This is a genomic window from Bifidobacterium sp. LH_230 (assembly GCF_056357555.1).
The window spans coordinates 1-16240 of the sequence record NZ_JBKEWJ010000037.1 but is presented as its reverse complement, the minus strand read 5'-3'; the positions used below and the strand labels follow the sequence as shown (position 1 = coordinate 16240).

11 protein-coding genes are annotated in these 16240 nt (G+C 62.2%); 5 read left to right on the top strand and 6 right to left on the bottom strand.

The annotated features are described in order from the left end of the window. Positions 1-673 precede the first annotated feature (673 nt). The 3 genes from AC1A0G_RS12030 to AC1A0G_RS12020 all read right to left on the bottom strand — a co-directional run bounded on the left by AC1A0G_RS12030 (position 674) and on the right by AC1A0G_RS12020 (position 4937). Positions 674-2272, bottom strand: coding sequence for an alpha-N-arabinofuranosidase (locus tag AC1A0G_RS12030; protein ID WP_476529988.1), 1599 nt, complete (start codon positions 2270-2272; stop codon positions 674-676). Positions 2273-2551: 279 nt separating this feature from the next. Continuing rightward, entirely contained in the window at positions 2552-3598 is a 1047-nt protein-coding gene (locus AC1A0G_RS12025; RefSeq protein ID WP_476529987.1) for an alpha-arabinofuranosidase, read from the bottom strand. Between the two features lie 148 nt (positions 3599-3746). Next, a complete protein-coding gene (locus tag AC1A0G_RS12020) occupies positions 3747-4937 on the bottom strand; it encodes a LacI family DNA-binding transcriptional regulator (protein WP_476529986.1) in 1191 nt (396 codons plus the stop codon). Positions 4938-5310: 373 nt separating this feature from the next. On the opposite strand from AC1A0G_RS12020, the gene AC1A0G_RS12015 reads away from it, so the two are divergent. Beyond that, entirely contained in the window at positions 5311-6690 is a 1380-nt protein-coding gene (locus AC1A0G_RS12015) for a glycoside hydrolase family 27 protein (protein ID WP_476529989.1), read from the top strand. A gap of 477 nt (positions 6691-7167) precedes the next feature. Here the strand turns inward: AC1A0G_RS12015 and AC1A0G_RS12010 are convergent, their stop codons facing one another. Beyond that, positions 7168-8211 carry a LacI family DNA-binding transcriptional regulator gene (locus AC1A0G_RS12010; protein ID WP_476529985.1) on the bottom strand — a complete coding sequence of 348 codons (1044 nt, stop codon included), beginning with the start codon at positions 8209-8211 and terminating at the stop codon, positions 7168-7170. Positions 8212-8342: 131 nt separating this feature from the next. Continuing rightward, positions 8343-9428, bottom strand: coding sequence for a LacI family DNA-binding transcriptional regulator (locus tag AC1A0G_RS12005; RefSeq protein WP_476529984.1), 1086 nt, complete (start codon positions 9426-9428; stop codon positions 8343-8345). Between the two features lie 475 nt (positions 9429-9903). On the opposite strand from AC1A0G_RS12005, the gene AC1A0G_RS12000 reads away from it, so the two are divergent. The 4 genes from AC1A0G_RS12000 (at position 9904) to AC1A0G_RS11985 (ending at position 15420) form a co-directional block, all read left to right on the top strand. Continuing rightward, on the top strand, positions 9904-11499 hold the full coding sequence (locus AC1A0G_RS12000; protein ID WP_476529983.1) for an extracellular solute-binding protein: 1596 nt from the start codon (positions 9904-9906) through the stop codon (positions 11497-11499). A 194-nt stretch (positions 11500-11693) separates the two neighbouring features. Then, positions 11694-12704: an ABC transporter permease gene (locus AC1A0G_RS11995; protein ID WP_476529982.1), complete on the top strand. Its 1011-nt coding sequence runs from the start codon at positions 11694-11696 to the stop codon at positions 12702-12704. Between the two features lie 30 nt (positions 12705-12734). After that, a complete protein-coding gene (locus AC1A0G_RS11990; RefSeq protein ID WP_476529981.1) occupies positions 12735-13697 on the top strand; it encodes a carbohydrate ABC transporter permease in 963 nt (320 codons plus the stop codon). A 796-nt stretch (positions 13698-14493) separates the two neighbouring features. After that, positions 14494-15420, top strand: a complete 927-nt coding sequence (locus AC1A0G_RS11985; RefSeq protein WP_476529980.1) for a family 43 glycosylhydrolase — start codon at positions 14494-14496, stop codon at positions 15418-15420. A gap of 624 nt (positions 15421-16044) precedes the next feature. Here AC1A0G_RS11985 and AC1A0G_RS11980 read toward each other — a convergent pair. Beyond that, positions 16045-16240: hypothetical protein (locus tag AC1A0G_RS11980; RefSeq protein WP_476529979.1), on the bottom strand; the 196-nt coding region annotated here is incomplete at its 5' end.

Genomic DNA, 16240 nt, shown 5'->3' with positions numbered 1-16240 from the left:
ACGCGCCTCGCACATCAGACTCCGGGTCTCGTACTCGACGCCGTCGAACACCCACTTGCCCACCTGATCTCTCCTCTCGGATCATCAGGCGTTGCAACGATCACTAGAACCCGCCAAGCTGACGGGTGGGGTACTCAGCGGCGAAGCCGCCAACAACACGGCCTCACACGGCAGTGCGATTCATTGCATACGTACCTCAGAAACGTTGAGGCCCGGTTCGTGTGAACCGGGCCTCAACGCGAGAAAGGAGAAGAGAAGAAGAAGGTTTCAGTTGTCGCGGCTTGTTCGGCCGTGATTCCTATATAACCGCACGTTGCATAACGCAACATGCGGTTTGTCTGAGAGTTATCTGGGAATGAAGGGTGTGTGGTGGATATCCGTTCTTCCTGGGATGGCAAGAGGCAAATCTTCTAGGGGGAAGCGGACGCTTGAGATGCGGTTTGCGTCCGTTTCCCCCTAGGATCGTGCTCCTTCTGAGGAGAAGCGGACGCTGAAAAGGCGGTTTGCGTCCGTTTTCCTCTAGGATCGAGTTCCTTCTGGAGGAAAACGGACTGCACAAGGTCGGTTTGCGTCCGTTCCCCGCGAGGATCGCGTCCCTGATAGAAGGAAACGGCCACGGAGCGAGGTAGTACGGGCGCATCCCCGGGAAGGGGAGACGCCCGCACGGCATCAATCACGCGGTGAACTCAACCGCGGCCCACGAGACGGCCGGCAGCGCGAAGCTCAGCGTACCCGCATCCACCGTGGAAACGGGCAGCTCGCCCGGCGTCACGGCATCCGGGTCCTCGGCCGTGTTCTGCAGGTACGGGTTGTCGTCGTGCAGGATCTGCGTGCGCGTCACGGTCACGTCGCCCACACCGGCCAGCCCGTCGAGCGAGACGGTCACGTCGTGCGCCGCGCCGAGATCGCGGTTCACCGCCAGCAGCAGTCCGCGACGCGACTCGGCGTCCCACGTCACCACCGCATCGATCGCAGCCACGTCGCCGTACGACTTGGTTTCCACGGTCGGCGAGGCGACCGCCGGCACGTACACGTCACCGCGAGCGTGCGCGGCCGCCTCCGCGAACGGGTAGAAGATCGTCTGCTTCCACGCCGGACCGCCGTTCGGTTCGGCCATGATCGGCGCGATCACGTTGACGAGCTGCGCGCGCGACGCCGACCGCACACGATCGCAATGCTTGAGCAGCGTGATCATCAACGATCCTTCGACCACCGCGTCGGCCACGGTGTAGATGTCCTCGAGCAGGTGCGGCGCGACCGGCCATGTGCCGTGATGCAGCCCGTTCGCGGACTCCTTCTGCCACGCATCCTCCTGCTCGTTCCACGCGTCGGAATACCACACGCCCCACTCGTCGAACGACAGCGCGATGTCCTTGTCACCGTTGTTCGCGGCCTTCGCGGCGTCCGCCTGCTTGGCCACGGTGTTGATGAAGTACGTCATGTCCTCGGCCGAAGCGAGGAAGTCCTGCAGCTCCACCGCATCATGCGTGCGGTGGCCGCGATCCATGTAGTACGCGTGCGCGGACACGAAATCGAGGTTCCGGTACGCCTTGGTGAGCACCTTGCGCTCCCACTCGCCGAACGTGGGCATGTGCGCGTTCGACGAACCGCAAGCCACAAGCTCGAGACCGGATTCGGCCAGCTTCATCGCGTGCGCCACGCGGTCGACCGCCGCCGCGTACTCGTCCGGGCTCATGTGTCCGACCTGCCACGGGCCGTCCATCTCGTTGCCGATGCACCACATCTTCACGTCCATCGGCTCCTCGATGCCGTTCTTCACACGGCGATCGGCCAGTTCGGTGCCGGCCGTGCCGTTAACGTACTCGAGTTCCTCGAGCGCGGACTTGAGCCCGCGCGTGCCCATGTTCACGGCGAGCATGATCTCGGTGCCGGACTTCTGGCTCCAGCGATAGAAGTCATCGATGCCCATCTGGTTGGTTTCGGTGCAATGCCAGGCGAGATCGCGGCGCACCGGACGCTGGTCGCGCGGGCCGGTGCCGTCCTCCCAGTTGTAGTTCGACACGAAGTTGCCGCCCGGGTAGCGCACGCAGGTCACGCCGAGTTCCTTGACGAGGTCGAGCACATCCTGACGGAAGCCGTTCTCGTCAGCGGTGGGGTGGTCGGGTTCGTAGATGCCGCCGTAGACGCAGCGGCCGAGGTGCTCGACGAACGAGCCGAACAGACGGCGCGGCACGTCGGCGATCGGTTTGGTGCCGGCGAGACTGATGGTTGCGGTTGACGACGGCGTCGCGTTGGATGTTTCGTTACCCATGAATACTGCTCCTTTGCGTGGGGTTGATCGATGATCGTAATCGTTATGCTTGCTTACCGCTGCTTGCTTCGCGATCGCCGTGTCTTTTCGAGCGAGGCGCAGCCGAGTCGAGAAATCTTTCGAGCGCATCAGCCATGAGAGATTTCTCCGCTCGCTGCGCTCGGTCGAAATGACACGTGTGTCATGCTGTGATCGCGAAGCGGACGGCGAAGCATGGCGCCTAACGTGCCGGACCGGGGGCGACGTGAGAGTTTGCCTCCTCGATCCGGCGTGGTGCTATCAGAGCTTGAACGCGGCCTCGACCGCGTCGTATTCGGCGGCGGTGATCGGCAGGATCGCGCCGTGGCGCTTCTTCAGACCGCCGAAGTCGATGTCGTCGGCCACGGCCCAGTCGGCCGGATCGTTGCTGGCGAGGTTCGCCGAACGGAACGGCAGGTAGCCCTTGGCGTCGGCGTACTGGTCGCACATCAGGCCGAACGTCATCTCGCGGCCGTTGATGGTCTTGACGTCCGCGTCGTTGTAGCGGAACAGTTCCGGTCCCTCGAGATAGAACCACGAGTAGCGGCCGTTGCCGAGGATGCTGGTCAGCGAGCCGACGTACGACCACTCGTTCGGATCGTCGGTGCGCAGCACTTCATAAGCGCTCGCGTACGGGTTGCGCGTGCGTTCGATCGTGATCTCGGAATCCTTGGACGCGCGGTACCACCAGCCGTCGTCGTCGCGCAGCATGGTCGAGTCGATCACGCTGTTCTTGCGATCGATCCACTTGACCGGATCGGAGAACGTGACGAGGTCCTTGCTGGTCGCGTAGTACATGTTCGTGCGGTCGCCGAGTTCGTTGTTGAGCGGGCTGCCCGGCTCGTCGACGTTGGTCTTGGTGGCCCAGAACACGATCCACTGCTGCTTGTCCGGGTCCCAGTTGGCTTCCGGCGCCCACGCCATGCCGGCGCCCGGGATCTTCGAGGCGACGTCGACGAGACGCGGCTCGCTCCAGTGCACGAGGTCGGGGGAGTCCCAGATCACCAGGCCGGTGGAGCCGTTCGTGGTGGCGCCGTCGTGCGGGCCCCAGCCGCCGCGGTAGTGGATGGACAGGTCGGTGGCGACGATGTGGAAGCCGCCGTTCGGGTCGCGCGTGATGTGCGGGTCGCGCGTGCCCTTCTCACCGCCGAGCCAGGTGAGCGCCGGCTTGCCGGCCGGGCGCAGGTCATGCCACGTGACGCCGTCGCGGCTCAGGGCGAAGTACAACTGTTCGTCGGTCGGGGTCTTCTCGTCGCCGATGAAGTGGACGAAGAGATACGCCTCGGTCTTCGGGGTGGATTCGGTCATTGGGTTACTCCTTTGTTGGATTGGATGGTGATTACGTGTGTGGTTGATTGGTGGCTTGGTCCTTGGCCCCCTCGGCTGAGGGGGCTGTCAGCAACGCTGACTGGGGGAGCGTCAATGCTGAGACATCGTAACGTTGACTACTCCTTGGTTACGCTGATGCATGATGGTTCTCCTGATCGGAGCCAAGAGACATACCCGTCGACTCGCGCGCGACGAGCTGGTAGCCGATCGTCGCGCGGGTCGGTGCCGCCGCGTCCTCGCCGCGAGCACGTTCCTCGATCCGTCGCGTGATCATGTCGAGCGCGAACTGCGCGAGCTGATCGAGATCGACCTGGATCGTGCTCAGCGTCGGCGTCGCGTACGAACCGAAGCTCGTGCCGTCGATGCCGATGACCTTCACGTCGTCCGGCACGCGGATGCCGCGGTCAGCAAGGCCTCGGATCACGCCGAACGCGGCGTAGTCGTTCGAGCAAAACACGCCGTCGAACGCGGTTGCGCGCCTGTCCGCGCCGGACGTGGCGGGCGCATTGGTTGACGCATCGTCAAGGGTTTCGCATGAAACTCCGTCGTCGGCCTGCGTCTTTCGCGCCGCGAGTATCTCGTCCGCGATCCGATGCCCGGCCTCGATGCCGTCCTCGCTGTTGTATCCGCAGAACGTCACCGATTCGTCGTACGCCAGTCCCGCGTCGAGCAGTGCTCCGCTCGCGCCGCGCAACCGCAGGTCATAGGAATGTTCGGCGTGCGCCAGCGCGGCCCGTGGAATGTATCCGCCGCCAACGATGGCGATCCGTGTGCAGCCGCGTTCGATCAGGTGCTGCACGGCCGCCCGCGCGCCCTCCTCGTTCGGGAAGTTCACCGTGTCGACGCTCGGCGTCTCCTCGCAGCCGTCGATGAGCACGAGCGGGCGGCCGGCGTTCATTTTGGCGAGCGGCAGGTTGGTGCCCAGGCCCGAGGCGTGGATGATCTCGCCGTCGAACAGCTGACCGGAGAACGGGTTGGCGGACATGGCCTGCTTCGCGGCGGCCGGCGAATACCGGGTCTGTTCGACGAACGGGGTGAGGCCGCGTGCGGTGGTCTCGTTTGCCAACGATTGCACGAGTTTGGAGTAGAACGGCGAGTCGAATTCGTTGACGATGATGTGGATGATGTTGCTGCGCCCGGACTTGAGCATGCTGGCGGTCAGGTTAATGCGGTAGTCGAGCCGTTCGGCGGCTTCGATGACCTTCTGCCGGGTCGATTCCTTGACGCCGGCCTTGCCGTGCAGTGCGTTCGACGCGGTCATGGGTGAGACGCCGGCCGCTGCGGCCACATCACGCAGTGTCGTCTTGCCGTTGCCCATTCGCGTCTCCTTTGCGTAGGTTTGTCCGTATCTGTTGTCAAACCTCAGCCGGCCGACTTTTCTCTGCTCCCCCTGAAGGGGGAGCTGTCGGCGCAGCCGACTGAGGGGGTGAAACACCCGTTGCGGTACATTCGACAACATACCGGCGGTTATCACCAATCATATGTAACGGTATGTAAAAAATTGTAGTTTGTAAAATCGCGAGTTTTGCGGCGAAAATCGTTGGTATATCAAGCGACTCGCCGGATGGTATCAGCTATTGTCGCGCTACAATCTTCGGATACAATATGTATCGATACACAGAAATCATGCAGTGATCATCGCGAAAGCAGGGAACATCATGGCATCACTTCCACAGGCATGGCGCCCGCCGATGGGCTGGAACAGCTGGGATTCGTACGGCACCACCGTCACCGAGGACGAGCTGCTCGCCAACGCGAGGTTCATGGCCGAGCATCTCAAGTCCGCCGGCTGGGACACGCTCGTCATCGACATCGACTGGTACGACCCGACCGCGCGTGCCCACGGCTACAACGAGAACGCGCCGCTCATCCTCGACGAATACGGCCGTCAGCTGCCCGACCCGGTGCGTTTCCCGTCCGCTGCGAACGGTCGCGGATTCGCGCCGCTCGCCGCCGCCGTCCACGACCTCGGTCTCAAGCTCGGCGTGCACATGATGCGCGGCATTCCACGGATCGCCGTCGACAAGAACCTGCCCGTATACGGCACCGAATACACCGCGCGCGACGTCGCCGACCTTGACCACGTATGCAAGTGGAACCCCGACAACTACGGTCTCAACCAGCAGCACCCCGGTGCGCAGGCCTGGTACGACGCGCAGCTCGACCTGTTCGCCTCGTGGGGGCTCGACTTCCTCAAGGTCGACGACATGCAGACCCCGTTCCACTCCGACGAGATCGCCGCATACCATCGCGCGATCGCCAAAGCCGAAGCCAAGTACGGCCGTTCGATCGACCTGTCCCTGTCTCCCGGCGGCTGGGTGGCGACCTCGTACGTCGACTTCCTGCGCGAGAACGCGCAGATGTGGCGCATCTCCGACGACCTGTGGGACCGCTGGGAGGACATCTACCAGCAGTTCGCGCGACTCGCGCGTTGGGCGCCGTTCCAGACGACCGGCCACTGGGCCGACGCCGACATGGTGCCGTTCGGCCACATCGGACTCAGGGCCGAGCGTGGCGACGATCGCCAGTCGCGACTGACGCTGGACGAGCAGAAGACGCTGCTCGCGCTGTGGTGCATGGGCCGTTCGCCGCTTATGGTCGGCGGCGACCTGCCGACCAGCACGCCCGAAACGATCGCGTTGCTCGCCAACCCGGCGCTGCGTGAGGTGCTCGCCGGATCGACCAACAACCGCGAAACCGTGCGCGAACGCATCTTCAAGCACTGGTGGGAGGACAACTCCTACCGTGGCGAATTCATCGTCTGGGCCGCCGACGCGGCCGACTGGGCCGACGGCACGCCGTCCGCGCACCGCGGCGGCCACTACGCGGCGCTGTTCTGGACCGGTTCCGACGACTTCGAAATCGGCGGCAACATCCAGCTGCAGTCCATCGTTGGCTTGGATGCGCGCGAGGACGGCTGGAAGCTCACCGATCTATTCGCCGGCGCTCCGGGCGCTGCTGCGAACGTGCGCATCGAAGGCGAAGGCGCCGACCGCGTCATCACCGGAACTATTCCGGCGCATGGCGCCCTCTGGATCGCCCTCGACCCGATTCTCAAATCGAACGAATAACGGAGCGTCCGCCGCACTGGTATTTCCGAGAATAGTTGCACTGGGGAGCAGTCAGCGCAACTATTCTCGGAAAAGAGTGGCTTCAGCCCGGAATAGTTGCGCTGAGATGTTGGCAGCGCAACTATTTTCGGGCGAGTGGGGCAACTCCCTGAGTGATGCGGACGGACTTTGTCCGCGTTGTTGTTGGCGGCTGACGCCGCGTACCCCAACCCGCCCGGCCTTCGCCGGGCACCCTCCCCTGAAAGGGGAGGGACTTCACCGTAGGTATGGCCGAATCGCTGCCGGTCGCACCATCTTCCTCTGAAAAGGGGAGGAAAATGCCTCAGCCTTTCCCTCCCCTTTTCAGGGGAGGGTGCCCGCGAAGCGGGCGGGTTGGGGTACTGCGCAGACAACAGTCTGCGCGATAAAACAACATCGTGCAAAGCGCGATTCGACAATGTGCGACAGGAGCCAGTGAGTGCGCTTTCCGCACCCCCGTCACGCGGATTCGCCGATGACGAGGCGGGTGCGGGCGGTTTCGATGCGCGGCGCGCGCTGCCGGCCCGGATGCTTGATCTGATCGATGAGCATATTGACCGCCTTCGTGGCGGTGTCCTCGTAATCGACCGCCACGGTCGTCAGCGTCGGCACCGTGAACGCCGGCGACAGCACGTCGTTGCCGAAAATCCCGTCGTGGCCGAACACCGCCACATCATCCGGCACGCGCACACCCTCGTCGTGCAGCCCGCGGATCAGCCCGTACGCGATCAGATCGTTCATGCAATAGAACACGTCGTACCGGTCGATCGCCCGCGTGCCGTCGTCACCAACCGCGCACAGCGCATGCGCCGCCTCGATGCCGCCCGCGACGCTCCAATTGCACTCCGTGAAATCGCCGTCGCCGCCCAAACCGTTGGCCTGTATCGCGTCCATAACATACCGGATGCCGTCGTTGCGGCCGCTGGTATCCGAGTCGTTCGCGTCGAACGAGCGCCCGCCGACCACGCACGCATGCTTGTATCCGCGCCCGCACAGATATCCGAACGCGGTGCTCGAACTGGAGGCGATCGCACCGCGCACAGTGTCGAACAGCGGCTCGGTGGCCGGATAGTTGAGCAGCACGGTCGGATGATTGCCGAGCATGCCGCGCAGATGCCGGTCGTCGACATTGTTGACGTTCAGAATCAACCCATCGCACAGCGTTGCGTTGATCTGCTTGAGTACATCGGATTCGGTGGTGGACGAGTACCCGGTTTGCTGGATGACAGTGCGCAGCCCGTGCTTGCTCGCCGCGCTGCACACCGCGCTCACCAGGTTCGTGTAATACGGATGCAAAATATCGGGCACCATGACCGCGATCGCGCCCGTGCTGCCCTTCTTCAAAAACCGCGCCGACAGGTTGGCGGAATACCCGAGCTCGCGCGCCGCGGCCAGCACTTTCTCCTTGGTGGCCGCCTTGACGATGTCCTCGCCGCGCATCGCCGCGCCCGCCGTGCTCATCGATACGCCAGCCAGAGCCGCCACGTCCTTGAGAGTCGCCATACTTCACCGCTCGATCATCGTTGGAAATACGTCATTCCCGACTACTGTACCGCACGATGCGCACGCTGGTCGAATCGTTGCGATTTGTGGTGAACAACGTGACACACGTGACGCAAACAACGTGACGCAAGTCACGACGCGACGGCCGTGGACTCGCGTTCGATGAGGCGGAAGCCGGCGGTGACGCGCTGGGGGAGCGTGACGGGGGAGTCGCCGAACTTGCGCAGCATCATCGCGACGGCGGTCGCGGCCATGCCCTCGTAGTCGAGCGCGATCGTGGTGAGCGTCGGCACGCTCCATCCGCCCTGCGGCACGCCGTCGAACCCGGTGACGGCCACGTCCTGCGGCACGCGCAGTCCGGCGTCGGTCAGCCCGCGGATCACGCCGAGCGCAATGTCGTCGTTCATGCAGCACACGCCGTCGTACCGCGTGCCGGACTTCGCCAGCGCGGCGAGCCGGTGCCCAAGTTCGATGCCGCCTTCCGGGCCCCAATCGCAATCGATCATCGTGCTGGTGTCTCGCAAGTCCAGTTCGTCAAGCGCGCGGACGGCCGCATCGATGCGTTCGTATCGCGCGCGGCTGCTGTTCTGCTCATTCTTGACGGCACGGTTGGCGACGACTGTGCCGGTCGCGGTCGTTCGATGCCGCCGCCCGCCGCCGACCGGAGCGGCCCCGGCCACGCAGATGCGCGTGCGCCCGCGGCCGGCCAGATGCCGGATGGCCTTGTCGATGCCGTTGCCGCTCGGCGCGTTCACCGTGTCGAACGTGATGTCGGCGCTGTAGTCCTCGAACAATACGGTCGGGTGCCCCTGCGTGAGATCGGCGATCTCGCGGTTGCTCACGCGCGCCGGCAGCATGAACAGTCCTTCGGAGAGCGTGTCCTCGGCTTGGGCGAGCACGCGTCGCTCCATCTGCTCGTCGAAGTTGGTCTGCTGGATGACGAGCTGATAGCCGTTGCGTTCGACGCATGTCTCCATCGCGCTGACGAGCCGGCTGTAGAACGGGATGGACACGGTCGGGATGGCGAGCGAGAGGATACCGGTGCGGCCGGAACGCAGGGCGCGGGCCGAGACGTTCGCGGTGTAGTTGAGTTCCTGCGCGGCCTTGAGGACGCGTTCGGCGGTGTTCGGGCGGACGAAGTCGAGTCCTCGCAACGCTCCGGATGCGGTGGACGGCGAGACGCCGGCTCTGGCTGCCACTTCCTTGAGGGTGACCATAGTTCTCTTCCCAGCCTTCTCATGTGGTGCGACGCGCAGGTCGTGCATGCCGCAGCGATCGTACGATATTCATGCGCAACGATGCGGTTTGTGGCAGTCGTTGCCGCGAAAATCACACGATGACGATGTCGTGATCGATCGGATGATCGAATCGCTTCGATTATCCGCGATGTCACCGGCGAGTATATCGCAAGAATCGAAGCGATGCGAAATGTGGCGTGTTGAATTGCAGGGTATAACAGGATACTGTACAAACGTTGGAATTGTGCGGTTTGCCATATTTTCCACTACAACACGCCGAACGGTGATTCGGTTGACGGATCGTATCGAATCGATTTAGAATCGCAGCGTTGCGAGTTTGAAGATGACTTGCAGACAGTGTCCAATGCGGCAAGCCGGATGTGTTGTACGGCCTACCGGCAAGACACCGAATCTTCCGAACGCAGAGGTCGGAAGCATAGGAAAGGAAAAGGAAATGGCACGCAGAAGTGTTGTCACCAAGGCGCTCGCCGCCATCGCCGCCGTCGCCACACTCGGTTCGATGGCCGCCTGCGGCAGCAGCGACCAGGCCGCCACCACCGAGGACGGCAAGCCGATCGTCACGATCCTGATCGTCAAGAACACCAACACCGACAAGGTCACCAACATGCAGTGGGCCAAGGATCTTGAGAAGGAAGCCGGCGTCAAGATCGAATGGAAGGAGGTCACCGACGACCAGTGGGGCCAGCAGAAGAACCCATCCATGAGCGCCGGCGAGATCGAGGACATCTCCCTGCGCGCGTTCAACCCCGACGACGCCGCCCAGTTCCCCGACCTGTTCGAGGACCTCAGCCAGGACATGGACAAGCTGCCCAACGTCAAGAAGTTCTTCGACGAGAAGCCCGATGCCAAGAAGCTCGTCGCTGACCCGGAGGGCCATATCTACAACCTGCCGTCCTCCCGCGGCAAGGCCTACTCCGGTTCCGGCCAGAACATGATGATCAACAAGGCTTGGCTCGACAAGCTCGGCCTTGAAGTCCCGAAGACTTGGGACGAGTTCGAGAAGGTGCTCGAGGCGTTCAAGACGCAAGACCCGAACGGCAACGGCCAGGCCGACGAGATCCCGATGAACATCCGCAAGCTCGACACCGGCGGCTTCGGCTGGTATAGCCCGATGCTGCTGCTCAACTCCACCGGCATCGTCACCGGCTTCAACAAGGGTCCGAGCGCGCAGGGCATCTACGTTAAGGACGGCAAGGTCAAGAGCTTCCTCGTCTCCGACCAGTACAAGGAAGTCATCAAGTACTATCATGAGCTGATCTCCAAGGGCCTCATCCCCGCGGAATGGTCCACCAAGGCCGATGACGCCTACTACGCCGACCAGACCAACGACGGCAAGACCGCGAAGACCGGTGTGATCTTCGGCTGGTCGCTCGCCGACTTCGGCGACCTGCGCGATCAGTACGAGGCGATGCCGGTGCCGTCCGCGCCGGGCGTCTCCGCCGACGAGACCGTCTGGGACGGTTCCTCCAACGAGTTCGAGAACTACAAGTGCTCCGTCTCCGCGAACGCGAAGAACAAGGACGCCGCGCTTAAGGTTGTCGACCTGCTCTACTCCGAGAAGTACTCCGTGCAGCAGTTCGCTGGCTCTTTCGGTGACACCCTCACCCAGGACGGCGATCACACTTACACCGAGGACGCCAAGAAGATGCAGGACCTCAAGGCCGACAACAAGATGCCGGCGCTCGCCGACCGCCTCGCCGGTTGGATTCCGGACGACGTGACCATCAACGGCGACTACGACGCGGCCGACATCCAGGAGGTCAACAAGGCGTTCGAAGAGCAGCGCTCCCACTTCGACCCGGTCAAGGACTACATGCCCGACTACGTGCGCGCCGACGCGACCGACTCCACCACGATCTCGAACAACAACACGCAGATCATGAACACCGCGATCCAGAAGACCGCTCAGTGGATGGCCGACGGCGGCATCGACGGCGAGTGGGACGACTACGTCAAGCAGCTCGAAAGCCTCGGCCTGAACGACAACGTCAAGCTCTGGCAGAAGTGGTACGACACCTACACCAAGTGATGTCCTTACATCTCGGCCCTGTAATGGGAACGAACTGATCCACTTATCCCTTTGCTCCCCCTTGAGGGGGAGCTGTCAGTCGCAGACTGACTGAGGGGTGCAGAGGTTTTGCCCATGTGCCCCCTCAGTCGGCTTCGCGGCCAGCTCCCCCGATTGGGGGAGCAAAAGAAAAGGACAACAAGAAAGAAACAACAATGTCTGCATCTCGTAAGACTGCGGCGACTACGGCTGCAGTATCAACCGACGGCACACCGGCCGTGACAACCGCCACGCCCGTCGTCGACAACATCGAAGCCGCAAAGCACGCCCCGCTCGGCGTCAAGCTCACCCGCCATTTCAAGCGCTACGGTGCCCTATGGCTTATGAGCCTGCCCGCAATGGCGTTCGTGGCCCTCTTCGCCTACGTGCCGATGTACGGTCTGCGCCTCGCCTTCTACAACTTCAACCCGCGTACGGGCCTCATGGGCGGCACGTTCGCCGGTCTCAAATACTTCAACCAGTTCTTCAAATCCGGCATGTTCGCGCAGATCCTCACCAACACGCTGCGCATCTCCCTGTGGACGCTGGTCATGGGCTTCATCGCGCCGATCATCCTCGCGCTGCTCATCAACCAGATCGGTTCGGTCAGGATCAAGTCGTTCGTGCAGACCGTCACCTATCTGCCGCACTTCATCTCCACCGTCGTCATCGTGACGATGATCAACATCTTCCTCGCTCCGAACACCGGTCTGCTCGGCCGGTTCTTCCCGAACACGAACCTGCTCGCCAAGCCGAACCTGTTCACCCCGATCTACTGGATCACCGAGGTCTGGCAGCACATGGGCTGGAACTGCATCATCTACCTCGCCGCGCTCTCCAGCGTCGACCTCGCGCTGTACGAAGCCGCCAAGATCGACGGCGCCGGCCGACTCCAGCTCATCCGGTACGTCGACATCCCGACCATCATGCCGACCGTCGGCATCATGCTCATCATGAACATGGGCAACGTGCTCAACGTCGGATTCGAGAAGGTCTTCCTCATGCAGAACTCGATGAACCTGTCCGCATCCGAAGTCATCTCGACGTACACGTACCGCATCGGTATTCTCGGCAACCAGTTCAGTTACGCGACGGCCATCGGCCTGTTCAATACGTTGGTCAACTTCTTCTTCCTCGTGCTCGCCAACTTCATCTCGAAGAAGGCGTCCGACACGAGCATCTTCTAGCCCGGGCGTGACGGAAAGGTAAGGCAAATCATGACTAGTGCAACCGTGCAGCCGTCGCTCGCGCCGAAGACGAGCGCCGAGGGCATCCCGTGGAACCCGAAGGTCCGTCAGGCCCGGACCGTATCCGACTGGATCACCGACATCGTGATCTGGGTCGTGCTGGCGTTGGTCGTCGTCGCGGTTCTCTATCCGATCTGGTTCGTGATCATCGCGTCGGTGTCGAACCAGACGGCCGTGAACCAGGGACGGGTGACGATGTGGCCTGTCGGGTTCAGTTTCGGCGGGTATGCGAAGGTGTTCGCCGACTCGCGCATCTGGATGGGCTACTGGAACACGATCGTGTATTCGGTGGTCGGCACCGCGCTCAACATGCTCGTGACGATCCCGGTCTCGTTCGCGCTGTCGCGGCGCGAGTTCAAGCCGCGGCGCATCATCCTGTTCCTGTTCACGTTCACGATGTTCTTCTCCGGCGGCCTGATCCCGAACTACCTGCTGTTCAAGCAGCTAGGACTGCTTGACAACTGGCTCGTGTTCATTCTGCCGGGCGCGGTGTCGGTGTGGAACGTGATCATCGCGCGTTCGTTCTTCGAATCGTCGATTCCGGAGGAGCTGCATGACGCGTCGCAGATCGACGGCCTCGGATACTGGGGCTACTTCCTGAAGATCGTGATCCCGCTGTCGAGCGCGATCATCGCGGTGCTGGCGCTGTACTACTTCGTCGGCCATTGGAACGACTTCTTCACGGGCCTGGTGTACATCCGCGACACCGAGAAACTGCCGTTGCAGAACGTGCTGCGCTCGATCCTGCTCGCGAACCAGACCGGCATCACCGGCGCCCAGTCGAGCGGCATGGACCTCATCCAGCAGCGCGAGTTCGCCAACCAGATCAAGTACGGCGTGATCATCGTCTCCACGCTCCCGCTGCTGATCCTCTACCCCTTCCTCCAGAAGTACTTCAACAAGGGTGTCATGATCGGAGCCGTGAAGGGCTGACGCGTTAAGCGGGAAGCCCGGTGGGCTTTCCGTAGCGTCAGCCTGAGCGAGGCGGTAGCCGAGCGAAGGTCGGATTGAGTTTCGCTCGTAGAGCGAGTCCGTTGTTGCAGAACTGACAGGTATTCTCGGCCCCCTCGGCTGGGACATTGCCGTTAGACAGACAGCAGAGCTGTTTGTAGGCAATGTGCGAGACGGCAGTCGAGCTGATAAACAGCCGACCGAAGGTCGTCCGTAATTGCAGGACGGGCTGTCAGCGTAGCTGACTGGGGGAGCGTACACGCTTTCGCCTCTGGACTGGCTTTGCCGATTGATCCGAACGTAGGGTTGCGGCAATATGGGCCGCAGCCCGGAGCCAACGATAAGTCTTCGCGTAGCGAAGTCCTTAGTTGCGAAGGCCGAAGGCTCAGCCTGAGCCGAGTCAGCCAGGACTGTCATTTCGAGTGAGGCGTAGCCGAGTCGAGAAATCTTTGAAGGCGTGTGCCTTGAAAGATTTCTCCGCTCGCTGCGCTCGGTCGAAATGACAAAGGATGGATCTGCTTGGTCGGGTTGAGTCCGAGCGTAGCGAGGTCCGTTGTTGCGGGACTGATCTTCGATCAGCCTTAAGGGAAGCCCAATGGGCTTTTCGACGGCCCGTCGTCACCCATCCAGTCGTAATTTGGCATACGATACGGTATATATCTCGCGATAAAGTCTGTCATGAGGTATACGACGACCGTAAGCTCGGCCGATCGACACAGTCGTACCGATCGGTCCGACCCAAGTCATCAACCAACAACCAACCCAAAGGAACCTAATCATGGCAACACTTCACGGCGTGCAGCTGTTCCGCGACACGGACGGCAATATCGCCCAGCTCCACGGCATCGGCGTGCAGCGGTTCGGCGACCGCTGGTACGCGTACGGCGAGATCAAAAATCACGGCAACCTCTTCCAGGGCGTCGCCTGCTACTCCACCACGGATTTCGCAACGTGGCGAAACGAGGGTACGGTGCTGCCGGTCGGCGCGGAGGATTCGATTATCGGACCGAAGCGCATCGTCGAACGGCCGAAGGTCATGCGCCGCCCGTCCGACGGCAAGTACGTCATGTACCTGCACGTTGACGGCGAAAACAACTATTCGTACGCGCACATCGGCACCGCGATCGCCGACTCGCCGACCGGTCCGTTCGAGTTCCTCGCAACGTTCCAGTTCCGTGGCTACGAGTCGCGCGACATCGGCGTGTTCCAGGACGAGGACGGCACCGGCTACATCCTCTCGGAGGACCGCCCGCACGGCACGCATATCTACCGCTTGTCCGAGGACTACCTGAGCGTGGTCGAGGACGTGGTCTGCCTGCGCGGTACTAATTACTGGGCGGGCTACGAGTCGCCGATCATGGTCAAGCGCGACGGCATCTACTACTGGTTCGGTTCGCAGCTGACCGGCTGGGACTGCAACGACAACATGTATGCGACCGCGACCGACCTGCACGGCCCGTGGAGCGAGTGGAAGCCGTTCACGCCGGCCGGTTCGCGCACGTTCGACTCGCAGTGCGACATCGTCGTGCCGCTTGACGGTGCCGCCGCCGGGCGCGACGACTATCACGCGAGCCGGTTCCTGTACATCGGCGATCGTTGGAATCCCAAGGATCTCGGCAACTCCGAGCTCGTCACGCTGCCGATCGAGATCGGCGACGGCAAGGCGCTGCTCGAATGGCACGACGAGTGGGACAACGGCCTGTGATGTGATGCGTGGCCGTGCGGTATTACGGAACCGTACGGCACACATGACCGGGCTGATCGGCGGCCGGCCGGCGCGTGACTTGATCTGTGGTTGCGATGCGGGCCGTGCCGCCGGCCGGTGTGTTCATGATTCGCGTGACATTTTGGCTAGTAGCGACTTGATAGTAGCGGTTTTGTCACGGAAATGTTCCCTGCTGCGTGGCAAATGTGAGGGCAGTGGTTTGTTGCTATCAGTTTTGTCACGGAGAGCCTGCATTCTCCGTGATGTTTCGGCTAGTAACGGCTCGGTGGTAGCGGTTTTGTCACGGAACTGGCCGATGTGCGATGTAGTCGGCTGCGGCGCGCTTCAATGGTTCGCATGATGGTGGGTGATTGGCGTGCCGTCCGTCGTCCGGGACCGTGGAAACGCCCCCTGTTGCGTGACAAATGTGAGGGCAGTGGTTTGTTGCTATCAGTTTTGTCACGGAGAGCCTGCATTCTCCGTGATGTTTCGGCTAGTAACGGCTCGGTGGTAGCGGTTTTGTCACGGAACTGGCCGATGTGCGATGTTGCTTGCAGCCGGCATTGCAGCGGCAATCGAATAATCGTCGGCGGGCCGGCCAGTCGCTCCGGACGGTTCGCCGGCTCAATGGCGGCGTATGCGTGGGTTTTCCTTTCTTTTTTCCTGCGTGTACGCCGCTGTTTTGCATATGTGTGCATATATATGGCGCTTGTGTTGTTTTCGTGGGTGTGGGTTCGTCGTTGAGCCGTTGAGGGAGTAAGAGAAGAGCGCTTCCTGGGTAGGATGTTTTCGACCAAGATAAACAAACAACCAAAAAGCG